We start from the raw sequence: 12,125 nt of genomic DNA, 5'->3' as shown, positions 1-12,125 counted from the left end.
CCATGGAACGCCGCCTGATCTCCACGGGATCCCCGTTCGAAAAGGCGGCGGGTTATTCGCGCGCCGTCGTGCAGGGCGGCTTCGTCTTCGTCGCCGGCACCACCGGCTACGACTACACGACCATGACCCTGCCGCCGACGGTGGAGGAACAGGCGCGCAACTGCCTGAAGACCATTGCCGCGACGCTGCGCGAGGCAGGCACCTCGATGGCCGAGGTGGTGCGCGCCACCTACTACATCACCGAGGCCGAGGACGCCGAGAAGGTGTTCCCGATCTTCGGCGAGATGTTCGGTGACATCCGCCCGGCGGCGACGCTGCTGGTGGTGGCGGGCCTTTTGAAGCCGGAAATGAAGATCGAGATCGAGGTCACCGCCGCCATGCCGGCGACGGCCGCGCCCGACGCGCTGTTCTCGTGACGCCATGAACGAGCCGACCAAGCCGAACCTTGCGGACCTGCGCGCCGAGATCGACCGGATCGACCAGGCCATGCACGCGCTGCTGATGGAGCGCGGCCAGATCATCGAGACGCTGATCGAGGTGAAGAAGACCGCCGAGACCGGCTCCGCCTTCCGCCCGGCGCGGGAGGCGGATGTCGTCCGCTCGCTCGTCGAGCGGCACAAGGGCATTCTGCCCGTCGAGCTGATCGTCCAGATCTGGCGGCAGATCATTTCCACCTTCACCTATGTGCAGGCGCCGCATTCGGTGCATGTCGTGATGGGGCCGGAACAGGAGAATGCCCGCGAACTCGCCCGCTTCCATTTCGGCTTCGGCGTGCCGCTGGTGAAGCATTCGAGCCCGGGATCGGTGATATCGGCCATCGGCCGTGATCGCGGCGATCTCGGCCTGATCGGGCTTGGGCCCACCAAGGAAGCCTGGTGGGAGAAGCTCGGCCTGCCGGATCAGCCGATCGGCATGGCGACCGCACCCGCCATCGCGCGCGCTGCAAGTCCACGGCCGCCGCAGGCCCTCGTCATCGGCCACCCGTCCATCGACACGGCCGGGCTCGACACCCGTCTCGTCGCGCTGACCCTGCCGCATGCGCCGGCCGTCCATGTCGACGCGGTGCTCGCCAGCGCCGATACCGGTGGCCGGCATCACATCCTCGCCTGGGGGCCGCGCGAGGCCTCCGAGGAGGAGATCGCACGCGATGCGGCCTCCGGCCTCGCAGTTGAAGCCGCCCGCACGGTCGGTTACACCGCAAGGCCAATCGCGGCCTGACATTTTCGCATCTTCTGTCCGTCCTGAATCCGGTGTCGTCATGAGCTCCGAAGTCCTGCGTCCCGTTCCCCGTCCCGGCGTGATGGCCATCGACGCCTATGTGCCGGGCAGGTCGAGCGCCCCGGGTGTCGCCAAGGTCCACAAGCTCTCGTCCAACGAAACGCCGCTCGGGGCGAGCCCGAAGGCGAAGGCAGCCTATGAGGAACTGGCCGCGAAGCTCGAATTCTACCCGGAGGGTTCCTCCGCCGCGCTGCGCGAGGCCATCGGCAAGCTCTACGGCCTCGATCCCGAGCGCATCCTGTGCGGCTCCGGCTCGGACGAACTCTTGTCGCTCCTGACCAACGCCTATATCGGGCCCGGCGACGAGGGCGTGTTCACCGAGCACGGGTTCCTCGTTTACAAGATCTCCATCCTCGCGGCCGGCGGCACGCCCGTCGTCGTGCCCGAGAAGAACCTCACGGCCGATGTCGACGCGATTCTCAAGGCGGTGACGCCGAAGACGAAGATCGTCTATCTCGCCAACCCGAACAATCCGACCGGCACCTATATCCCCTTCGACGAGGTGAAGCGCCTCCACGCCGGCCTGCCGAAGAACGTGCTGCTGGTTCTCGACGCGGCCTATGCCGAATATGTCCGCCGCAACGACTACGAGAGCGGGCTGGAACTGGTGGCGTCGAACGAGAACGTGGTGATGACGCGCACCTTCTCGAAGATCTACGGCCTCGCCTCGCTGCGCATCGGCTGGATGGTCGGCCCCGCGCATCTGATCGACGCGGTGAACCGCATCCGCGGGCCGTTCAACGTCAATGCCGCGGCGATCGCGGCGGGCGCTGCCGCCGTCGAAGATCAGGCCTTCGTGCAGAAAGCGGTCGCGTTCAACGAGACCTGGCTGCCCTGGCTGACGGCTGAGATCGGCAAGCTCGGGCTCAGGGTGACGCCGTCGGTCGGCAATTTCCTGCTGATCCACTTCCCGAAGGATGCCGGCAAGACGGCCGGCGAGGCCGACGCCTTCCTCGTCTCCAAGGGCCTCGTGCTGCGCCGGGTCGCGGCCTATGGCCTGCCCGACGCGTTGCGCCTCACCGTGGGTTCCGAGGAGGCGAACCGCCATCTCGTCGCCTCGCTCGCCGAGTTCATGAAGCGGTGAGCGCGGAGACCCATTTCGACAAGGTGGCGCTGATCGGCCTCGGACTGATCGGCTCGTCGATCGCGCGCGCCCTGAGGCAGGTTCCCGTCGCGGGCCATGTGGTTGCCGCCGACCGCTCCGAGGCTGTGGTGGCGCGCGTCAGGGAGCTCGGCATTGCCGACGAGGTGACGACCGATCTCGGCGCCGCCGTCGAGGGCGCCGACCTCATCATTGCCTGCGTGCCGGTCGGCGCCATGGGCGCGGTCGCCGAGGTCATCGGCCCACGCCTGAAGCCCGGCGCCATCGTCTCCGACGTCGGCTCCACCAAGGGCTCCATCGTCGCGCAGATGGCGCCGCACATGCCGGCCGGTGTCCAGCTCATCCCGGCCCATCCGGTGGCGGGCACCGAGCACTCGGGGCCAGACTCGGGCTTCCCCGAACTGTTCCACGGCCGCTGGTGCATCATTACCCCGACCGAGGGCGCCGACGCGGCGGCGGTCGCGAAGGTCGAGGCTTTCTGGCAGGCGCTGGGCTCGAAGACCGAGGTGATGGCGCCCGATCACCACGATCTCGTCCTCGCCATCACCAGCCACGTGCCGCATCTCATCGCCTACAATATCGTCGGCACGGCCTCCGACCTCGAACAGGTCACCGAGAGCGAGGTGATCAAGTTTTCGGCCGGCGGCTTCCGCGACTTCACACGCATCGCCGCTTCGGACCCGACCATGTGGCGCGACGTCTTCCTCCACAACAAGGAGGCGGTGCTGGAAGTGCTCGGGCGGTTCACCGAGGACCTGATAGCCCTCCAGCGCAACATTCGCTGGGGGCAGGGCGACCAGCTCTTCGACCTGTTCACGCGCACGCGCGCGATCCGCCGCTCGATCATCGATCAGCGGCAGGATACGGCCGATCCGGATTTCGGCCGCGGCCGGAAATAGATCACCGATGACCGCCCAGCCCTTGACCGCCCAGTCCTTGACCGCCGACGAGATCATCGCCCTGCTCGACCTCAAGCCCCATCCGGAGGGCGGTCATTTCCGCGAGACCTTCCGCGATGCGGCGGGTACGGGCAACCGGGCAGCATCCACCGCGATCTATTTCCTCCTGAAGCGTGGCGAGCGTTCGCACTGGCACCGGGTGGATGCGACGGAGGTCTGGCACTGGCATGCTGGCGCGGCCCTGAGGCTGTCCATCGCGCCGGGCGATGCCGGACCTGTCGCCGATCATCTTCTGGGCACCGACTTCGCGGGCGGTCAGCGGCCGCAAGGGGTCGTGCCGCCGCATCACTGGCAGGCGGCGGAGAGCCTCGGCGACTGGACGCTGGTCGGCTGCACCGTTGCGCCCGGCTTCGATTTCGCCGGCTTCACGCTTGCCCCGCCCGGCTGGCGGCCGGGCTCCTGAGTTTCGCGGGCCTCCCGATGACCGAGACCACCACCGATATCGCCCTCGTCCGCGATCTGGAGGAGCGGCTGTTCAATGCCTGGCCGGCGCTCCAGACCGTCCACGTCGATGGCTGGCTCCTGCGCATGGCCGGCGGCCACACCAAGCGCTCCAATGCGGCGAGCCAGCTGCATCCCTCGGCCCTGCCGACAGACGAGCTCGCCCGCATCGTGAAGAGCGTCTATCGCCGCGCGGGCATCGAACCGATGGTGCGGGTCACGCCGCTGTCGTCCGACGGCACCGATGCGGGGCTCGAAGCCGCAGGCTGGACCTTCTACGACCCGACCGTGGTGATGACCGCCTCGCTGAAGGATCGCGTGAAACTCCAGGGCGCGGGCACGGCCGGCGTGGTCATGGCCGAGGAGCCGTCGGACGCCTGGATCGAGGGCGCGGCCGCCGCCTACGAACTCGCCGACTGGCAGCGCGACATGCTGGCGGCCATTGTCTCGAACATCCGCGTCGAGGCGGCCTTCGCCACCGTCTATGTCGAGCGCGAGCCGCTCGGCTACGGCATTGCGGTCGCCGAGCGCGGCTATGTCGGGCTCTACGATCTCGCCGTGTCGCCGGCTGCACGCGGCAGCGGCGTCGGCGCGCGCATGGTCACCTCGCTCCTGCACTGGGGGCGCTCGAAAGGCGCCGGCACGGCCTATCTGCAGGTGCGCGAGGCCAATGTGAAGGCGCAGGCGCTGTATGCGCGGCTCGGCTTCTCGGAAATCTACCGCTACTGGTGCCGCCGTCCGCCGGCGGCTTGAGCGTCTCACGAGCGACGAGACCCGCATCAGCCGAGTGCGTCCTTCGGGGCTCGCTCGCTTTGCTCTCTCGCACCTTAGGATGAGGGCGGTCGGGAGTGGCACTGGGCTGAGTTGAAGCTCGATCGCCGCGCTTCATTTGACGGAGGCGCAATACCCCACCTTCCTCATCCTGAGGTGCGAGGGCGTTAGCCCGAGCCTCGAAGGACGCAATTCCCTGGTGCAGGATACCTCCGCTATCGCCGGAGCAGGTCCCGCGCGGCGATCACAGAGCCGGCGACGATCAGCGCCACCGAAATCGCAAGAACGACGCTCGGCTGCGCGAAGCCGAAGGCGACCAGCGCCAGTGTCGAGAGCACCGGGGCGGCATAGCTCGCCGCGCCCAGAATCTGGATATCGCCGCGCTTCATGCCGTTGTCCCAGAGATAGAAGGCCGCGCCCACCGGCCCGAGGCCGAGGGCCGCGACGGCGGCCCATTCCACGGCGCCCACCGGCCACACGGTCGTCTCCAGGGCGAGATGACAGAGGAAGGCGAGCAGCGCGGTTCCGAGGCAGAAGCCGGCCACCGCCTCGGTCGGCACGCCGGGGAGGAGTCGGGCCGTCACCGAATAGACCGACCAGAACAGCGCGCAGCCGACCGCCGCCGCGTAGCCGGGGAGGTGGGCGGGATCGAAGCCGCTGCCCAGGCCGCCGCGGCCTGCGATCAGCAGCACGGTGCCCGTGAGGCCGAGCAGGGCCCCGAGGATATGGTGGGCTTTGAGGCGCTGGCCCGGCAAAAGCGCCGAGAACACCACGATCAGCAGCGGCCAGAGATAGTTGAGGAGATTCGCCTCGGCCGCCGGCGCATAGCGCAAGGCGGTGAAATAGAGCGCGTGATAGCCGAAAAGTCCCGCCAGCCCATGGAGCCAGACGATGGGCGGCTGGGCGAGCAGCCGCAAACCGCCGGGCCTCGCCGCGACCACGGCCAGGCCGACGCTGCCACCGAGCGCAAAGGTCATCGCGGTCAGCTGGAACGGCGGAATCTGTCCCGACGCGGCCGTGAACAGCGCGAGAAGGCCCCACAGGCCAATGGCGCCGAAGCCAAGCAGGGTGGCGGAGCGGGACGAGATTCCGGCGTTTGAGGACATGAAAGGCCCGTAACGGCATGCGGCGACCGTTTGGGGTCGCCGTGTCGGGCTGTCGGCGCCGCTCAGGGGGCGGCGCGCGCGAAGCGGATCAGCGCCGGCGCTGCGGGCCGCCGGGACGGGCACCGCCGGGGCGCGGGCCGGGGGGCGGGGCATCGCCCTTGTGACGGAACACCAGACGGCCCTTGTCGAGGTCGTAGGGCGTCATCTCCACCGTCACGCGGTCGCCGACCAGCGTCTTGATCCGGTTCTTCTTCATTTTTCCGGCCGTGTAGACGATGACCATGTGGCCGTTGTCGAGCTCGACGCGGAAGCGCGCGTCGGGCATGACCTCGGTTACCCGGCCTTCGAAATTGAGGACGTCTTCCTTCGCCATAGGCTGGCTTCTCCGTCGGTGCGCCGGCGGTCCGGCGCAGAAAACCCCGGCTCCGGCGGCAATGCCGCCAAATGCCAGGGTTCGCGTCATACAGAATTTGTCGACGCGGGACCACCCTCTTGCCGCCGTTACATCCGCGGTCGGCTGAATGAGGTGATCTCGCGTCTCGGGCTGAACGCTTGGCGCGCTGAATGCCTGCCGGAAGGGGTGGCCATCGGTCGCGCGAAGAACCGGCCTCGCGCTTCTCAACGCGATCGGTCGGCAAGGGCTCCGGAGGGGGAGGACCATTGCCGGCCCGAACCGCATGGGCACGGGCCTGTTCAGCCTTGAAGCCTAGATGGGGATGGTTCCGGGGAATGCAAGGGGTGTCAGGTCAGGCGGCTGCGACGCAGCATCTCGCTCTGTTCGAGCAGCGGATAGGCGGTGGCGATAATGTGGGCGGAGACACGCTTCAGATCGCGCAGGATGTCCAGATGAATGCCGGACAGTTCGTAGGTCCAGGCATCGCCGCGACGCACGCGGGCGAAGTGGCGGTCGGTCGCCGCGCGCTCCTGCAAGCGGTAGAATTCCTTGTCCTCGACCAGCCGCCTCGCCGCCGCGACATCGCCGGAGGTGAACACTGCGACCGCGAGCTGCAGATCCTCCAGCAGGCGCGCATGCATCTGGCCGATCTCGTCCAGCGCTTCCGGCGGCAGGGCGATGCGGTTCTTGATCTGCTTGGAGGCGAGCTTCATCAGGCTCTTTTCCACCACGTCGCCGGCATGTTCGAGATTGATGGCGAAGGCGAGGATGTCGGCATGGCGGCGGGCCTCGGCCTCGCTCAGTGCCTCGCCGTCGACGGAGGCGAGATAGCGCTCGATGCTGGCGTGCAGGCGATCGAGGATGTTGTCCATCCGCGCGACCTCCGCGACGCCCTTGCGGTCAGCGTTCTGGAACACGTCCTGCGAGCCGCGGATCATGGCTTCGACGACATCGGTCATCCGCAGCGTCTCGCGGACCGCATTGGCCAGCGCGACCGACGGGGTGTCGATAGCCGATGGCGAGAGATATTTCGGCGTCGCGGGATCATCTGGCCGGATCGCGTCCGGGAACAGGCGGGTCAGGAGGCGCGCCAGCGGCGGCAGGACGCCGATGAAGACCGCGGCGAGGACGAGGTTGAAGGCGAGGTGGAAGCTGCTCGCCGCCGCGCCGCCCGCAAGGCCCGCGCGGGCCATGAGATCGGCGATCTCGGGCAGGAAGGGCAGAGCGGCGGCGCAGCCGATGGCGCGGTTGACGAGATTGCCCATGGCGAGGCGCATCCGCGCGGGATCGCTGCCGGCGCTCTCCAGAACCGGGTTGAGCGCCGAGCCGAGATTGGCGCCGAGGACCATGGCGAGCGCCGCGGGGGCGGCGACGACATCGGCCACCAGCATCGACATGACGAACAGCACGACGACGACGCTGGAGTGAACCGCCCAGGTCAGCAGGGCCGCGATGGCAAGGTTCAGGAGAGGATCGCGGGTCAGCGCCGCGAAGAGGTCGCGCACCGCCACGGCGCCCTCCACCGGACGCATGGTCTCGGCCAGCAGATGCAATGCGAGCAGCATCAGGCCAAGCCCGATGGCGGCGCGGCCGAGATCGCGCACCTTGGTCCGCTGGCTCTGCTTGAACGCGATGAGCCCGGCCAGGATGAACAGCGGGAAGATCAGCGAGACATCGAAGGAGAAGATCTGGACGATCAGCGCCGTGCCGACATTGGCGCCCAGCATCAGGGCGAGGGCCGGAACCAGCTTTACCGCGCCGTCGGCGGCGAAGGATGTCGCCAGCAGCCCCGTCGCGGTGCTGCTCTGCAGGGCCGTGGTGACCGCGACACCCGACAGGAACGCGTAGCCGCGGTTCTTCAGGCCGCGTTCGAGAACGCGCCGCACCTCTCCACCCAGCGCCCGCATGACGCCGGTGTGAACCATGTGGATGCCCCAGAGGAGCAGTGCCACGTCGCCGAGAAGGCGGATGATGACCTGGGTTGCCGACATCGCTTCGCGCGAAGCTTATCATTAGCCAGCAAAATAGTTCAAGGCGTCCATATTGCGATGCAGCATGGCATCAAGGTGACGCCATGAGGCCTCGCGCCATCACTCCGATTCCGCCGATGACGATGACCATTTCGAGCATCAGCGTGTGAAGCCGCACCGGCAGGCGTTCGAGGATGAAGCGCGCGACGAAGGCGCCGGGAAGCGTCGCAAGCCCGACCAGCAGGGCGAAGATCAGCACCGGCGGCGGCAGCGCCGCGTTCCAGCCGAAGGTCGCCGCCTTCGCGATTCCGATGGCGATGGAGGCAGCGGCGTCGGTCGCGACCACAGCCGGGCCAGTCAGCCCCGCCGCCATCAGGAACGAGACGAGGATGACGCCGGCCCCCGTCGACGTGCCGGTGACGAAGCCGTAGACGCCGCCGGCCGGAATGAGCTGCCAGCCGGAAATGCGAAAGCCGACATGGGCAAGCCAGCGGCGCAGCGGCACCAGCACGATCAGCATGGTGCCGATGACCAGCGAGGCGCCGCGCTCGTCGAGGCGCGTGAAGCCGTAGGCGGAGAGGATGACCAGCGGCACCGAGAGCGGCAGCAGCAGCGCGACCTTCCGCCAGTCGACAAAATCGCGCATGGCGACCAGCCGGCCGACATTGGTGAACATCGAGGACACCGCGATCACCGGCACGACGTTCTCCGCGCCGATGACGGGCACGAGAACGAGCGGCAGCAGGAGCCCGGTGCCATAGCCGGCCATGCCGCCGACAATGGCGGCGCCGAAGGCCGTGCCGGCCACGATCGCGGCCTGGATGAGGCTGACATCGGAAAGCGCGAAGGCCATGCGGGTGGGCCGGGAGCAGGTGCGCCGGTTCGGCGTGGACGAGGAGGCTCCGCCGTTCTAGGTTCGCGGCCTGTTCCCGTCCATCGTCATCCGCGATTCGCCGCCATGCGCGAGAGCGCCGCTTCGCCGTCATCCGGCCCGGTCGAGACCCTGACTGGCACCATCGAGAGGGTCACGTTCCATTCGCCCGCGACCGGGTTCGCGGTGCTGAAGGTGCGCGTGCGCGGCCGGCCGCAGCCGGTCGCCATCGTCGGCACGGCGGCCACCGTCGCGGCCGGCGAAATGATGACCGCGCAGGGGTCGTGGATCAACGACCGCACCCATGGCCTCCAGTTCAAGGCGACCAGCCTCGTCACCGCGCCGCCCGCCTCGAAGGACGGCATCGAGCGCTATCTCGCCTCCGGCGCGATCAAGGGTGTCGGCATCGCCACGGCCCACAAGATCGTTCAGGCCTTCGGCAAGCGCACCTTCGAGGTTCTCGACAACGAGCCGCACCGGCTGAAGGAACTGCCCGGCCTCACCGACGCCCGGATCAGGCGGATCACCGAGAGCTGGGCGGAGGACCGTATCGTCCGTGATCTCGGCGTGTTCCTGCAGGAGCACGGGCTCGGCCTCGGGCAGGCGGCACGGGTGTTCCGGGCGCTGGGGACGGACGCCATCGGCCTGATCCGGCAGGACCCCTATCGCCTCGCCCGAGACGTGCGCGGCATCGGTTTCCTCACCGCCGACGGTGTCGCGACGTCGCTCGGGCTTGCGCGCGACGCGCCCGAGCGCATGCGCGCCGGCATCACCTACGCGCTCCAGCAGGCGCGCGACGACGGCCATACCGGTCTGCCGCGCCAGCAGGCCGTGGAGCTTGCGGCGCGTCTGCTCGATGCCGACGAGACGTTGATCGCCGAAGCCGCCGATGCGGAAGTGGCGTCGCGCAATCTCGTCGCGGACACGATCGGCGGCGAACCGCATCTGTTTCTGAAGGAATTGCACCGGGCCGAGAAGATCATCGGCGAGCGGCTGCGCGACCTTGCGAAGGGCAAGGCGCCCTGGGGCGAGATCGACCTTGCCCGCGAGGTGCCCCGCGTCGAGGAGCGCACGGGCAAGTCCCTCGCGCCCTCGCAGCGGGAGGCCTTGGCGACCATCCTTGCCGCCAAGGTCTCGGTCATCACCGGCGGTCCCGGCGTCGGCAAGACGACGCTGCTCGACACGATCCTGAAAATTCTCACGCGGCAGGACGTCAGCGTCGTGCTGGCGGCGCCCACCGGCCGAGCCGCCAAGCGCATGGCCGAGCAGACGGGTCTCGAAGCCAAGACCATCCACCGCCTGCTCGAGATCGATCCCGAGTTCGGCGCTTTCTCGCGCGGGCGGGAGAACCTCCTCGACTGCGACCTGCTCGTCGTTGACGAGACCTCGATGGTCGACGTGCCGCTGATGCTGGCCCTCGTCGAGGCGCTGCCGGCCGATGCGGCGCTGCTGCTGGTCGGCGACGTCGATCAGCTCCCTTCGGTCGGGCCGGGGCAGGTGCTGGCCGACATCATCAATTCCGGCCTCGTGTCGGTGGCGCGCCTGACGGAGGTGTTCCGGCAGGCGGAGGCGAGCCGGATCATCTCAAGCGCCCACCGCATCAACCACGGCGAGATGCCGGAGCCTCCCCAGCCGGGCGAGCCCAGCGACTTCTATTTCGTCGAGATGAACTCGCCGGATGACGGGCTCGCCAAGATCATCGAGATCGTCAAGGAGCGCATCCCCCGCCGCTTCGGCTTCGACCCCGTCCGCGACGTGCAGGTGCTGTCGCCGATGAACAAGGGGCTGCTCGGCGCGCGCAACCTGAACATCGAACTGCAGAAGGTGCTCAATCCCTCGCAGGGCCGCTCCATCGAGCGCTATGGCTGGACCTATGCGGCTGGCGACCGCGTCATGCAGACCGCCAACGACTACGACCGCGACGTGTTCAACGGCGATCTCGGCTCGGTGCTCAGGATCGACCAGGAGGAGAGCGAACTGATCGCTCTCTTCGACGGCCGGCAGGTGGTCTATCCCTTTGCCGAGCTTGAAAACCTCGTGCCGGCCTATGCCACCACCATCCACAAGAGCCAGGGCTCGGAATATCCGGCGGTGGTCATCCCGGTGACGACGCAGCACTACCCCATGCTGGCGCGCAACCTGATCTATACGGCTGTCACGCGCGGCCGCGCCTTCGTCGTGCTGGTCGGCGAGAGCCGCGCGCTGAGGATAGCCGTGGATGGCGGACGGTCGCGGCCGCGCACGACGAAGCTCAGGGAATGGCTGGAGGGGTAATGCTGGTGGAGCCGCATTGCTGCTCCCGGACCCGCGACGTCATGCCCGGGCTTGTCCCGGGCATCCACGAATTTCTTCCGATCGCCGTGTTCAAGGCGTGGATGGCCGGGACAAGCCCGGCCATGACGGAAAGGTCGCGATCGGCACTCCTCAGAACAGCGGCTTCAGCGCCAGATGCGCGCCGAGGATGATCAGCCCGACGAGGAAGCACGTCCGGAACGTCGCGGCGCTGATGCGCGAGCGCACCACCTGCCCGATCCACATGCCGGCCAGCGCCGGCAGCAGCATCCAGGTCGAGAAGATCGCGGTGTCCATCTGCAGCGTGCCCTCGCGGGCAAGGCCGAGACCGAGCGCCACCGTCGCGACCAGGAAGGTGATGCCCAGCGCCTGGACGAGGTCGTCCTTCTCGAAGCCGAGCGCCTGAAGGTAGGGCACCGAGGGCATGACGAAGATGCCGGTGCCGGCGGAAACGATGCCGGTCGCAAGTCCGATAACGGGCGATAGCCAGGGCTCGGCGGCAGCCGGCACCTTCGGACGGAATGACGAGAGAGCCAGTCCCGCATAGACGATCAGCACCACGCCCAGCGCCACTGCCGCGTGGCCGGCAAACGAGCCGGTGATGATGCCGGAGCCGGCGAATGTGCCGATGACGATGCCGGCGAGCATGGTGCCGAGGCGCTTGGTCAGCGGCCAGAGGTTCGGGCCGGCCGCGACCTGCCAGATATTGGTCAGCAGCGAGGGCACCAGCATCCACGAGGCGGCTTGAGCCGGCGTCACGAACAGGCTGAGCATGCCGACCGCGATGGTCGGCAGGCCGAGGCCGATCACGCCCTTGACGAGACCGGCAAGGACGAAGACGGCGGATGCAACGGCAAGGATGAACATGGCGGCTCCCGGACTTCTCTTGGCGGGCGATCCCGCCGGCCGTCAATCTCCCGGTGCGGGCGCGCCGACGCTTC

At 68.2% G+C, this 12,125-nt stretch carries 12 protein-coding genes; 7 read left to right on the top strand and 5 right to left on the bottom strand.

Annotated features, from left to right (window positions below; all coding sequences use genetic code 11):
• The first annotated feature begins 2 nt into the window (after window positions 1–2).
• From JNK84_RS03025 to JNK84_RS03000, 6 genes are read left to right on the top strand one after another with little or no spacing between them, the layout of a single operon-like run.
• Window positions 3–416, top strand: coding sequence for a RidA family protein (locus JNK84_RS03025; protein WP_293420431.1), 414 nt, complete (start codon window positions 3–5; stop codon window positions 414–416).
• 4 nt (window positions 417–420) lie between these two features.
• Window positions 421–1,218 (top strand): chorismate mutase, encoded by a 798-nt coding sequence (locus tag JNK84_RS03020; protein WP_293420429.1) that lies wholly within the window; start codon window positions 421–423, stop codon window positions 1,216–1,218.
• Window positions 1,219–1,258: 40 nt separating this feature from the next.
• Window positions 1,259–2,362 (top strand): histidinol-phosphate transaminase, encoded by a 1,104-nt coding sequence (hisC, locus tag JNK84_RS03015; RefSeq protein WP_293420427.1) that lies wholly within the window; start codon window positions 1,259–1,261, stop codon window positions 2,360–2,362.
• A complete protein-coding gene (locus JNK84_RS03010) occupies window positions 2,359–3,279 on the top strand; it encodes a prephenate/arogenate dehydrogenase family protein (RefSeq protein WP_293420425.1) in 921 nt (306 codons plus the stop codon). The genes hisC and JNK84_RS03010 overlap by 4 nt, the downstream gene beginning before the upstream one ends.
• Before the next feature lie 7 nt (window positions 3,280–3,286).
• The gene (locus JNK84_RS03005; RefSeq protein ID WP_293420423.1) at window positions 3,287–3,742 is read left to right on the top strand and encodes a cupin domain-containing protein; all 456 of its coding nucleotides are present in this window, start codon (window positions 3,287–3,289) and stop codon (window positions 3,740–3,742) included.
• 17 nt (window positions 3,743–3,759) lie between these two features.
• Entirely contained in the window at window positions 3,760–4,533 is a 774-nt protein-coding gene (locus JNK84_RS03000; protein WP_293420421.1) for a GNAT family N-acetyltransferase, read from the top strand.
• A 233-nt stretch (window positions 4,534–4,766) separates the two neighbouring features.
• Here JNK84_RS03000 and yddG read toward each other — a convergent pair whose 3' ends face one another.
• The 4 genes from yddG to JNK84_RS02980 form a co-directional block, all read right to left on the bottom strand.
• Window positions 4,767–5,639, bottom strand: coding sequence for an aromatic amino acid exporter YddG (yddG, locus tag JNK84_RS02995; protein ID WP_293420787.1), 873 nt, complete (start codon window positions 5,637–5,639; stop codon window positions 4,767–4,769).
• Between the two features lie 106 nt (window positions 5,640–5,745).
• Window positions 5,746–6,030: a translation initiation factor IF-1 gene (gene infA, locus JNK84_RS02990; RefSeq protein WP_293420419.1), complete on the bottom strand. Its 285-nt coding sequence runs from the start codon at window positions 6,028–6,030 to the stop codon at window positions 5,746–5,748.
• 368 nt (window positions 6,031–6,398) lie between these two features.
• Window positions 6,399–8,042: a Na/Pi cotransporter family protein gene (locus JNK84_RS02985; RefSeq protein ID WP_293420417.1), complete on the bottom strand. Its 1,644-nt coding sequence runs from the start codon at window positions 8,040–8,042 to the stop codon at window positions 6,399–6,401.
• A gap of 70 nt (window positions 8,043–8,112) precedes the next feature.
• Window positions 8,113–8,874: a sulfite exporter TauE/SafE family protein gene (locus tag JNK84_RS02980; RefSeq protein WP_293420415.1), complete on the bottom strand. Its 762-nt coding sequence runs from the start codon at window positions 8,872–8,874 to the stop codon at window positions 8,113–8,115.
• 105 nt (window positions 8,875–8,979) lie between these two features.
• Between JNK84_RS02980 and recD2 the strand changes: the two genes are divergently transcribed.
• The gene (gene recD2, locus JNK84_RS02975) at window positions 8,980–11,166 is read left to right on the top strand and encodes an SF1B family DNA helicase RecD2 (RefSeq protein WP_293420413.1); all 2,187 of its coding nucleotides are present in this window, start codon (window positions 8,980–8,982) and stop codon (window positions 11,164–11,166) included.
• A 150-nt stretch (window positions 11,167–11,316) separates the two neighbouring features.
• Here recD2 and JNK84_RS02970 read toward each other — a convergent pair whose 3' ends face one another.
• Window positions 11,317–12,051, bottom strand: coding sequence for a sulfite exporter TauE/SafE family protein (locus JNK84_RS02970; RefSeq protein ID WP_293420411.1), 735 nt, complete (start codon window positions 12,049–12,051; stop codon window positions 11,317–11,319).
• Window positions 12,052–12,125: the final 74 nt, after the last annotated feature.

Origin of the sequence: Phreatobacter sp. (genome assembly GCF_016793595.1) — a bacterium.
In the GTDB taxonomy this organism is placed as follows: Bacteria; Pseudomonadota; Alphaproteobacteria; order Rhizobiales; family Phreatobacteraceae; genus Phreatobacter.
The sequence above is the reverse complement of the archived record's forward strand: the minus strand, read 5'-3'. Positions and strand labels throughout refer to the sequence as shown.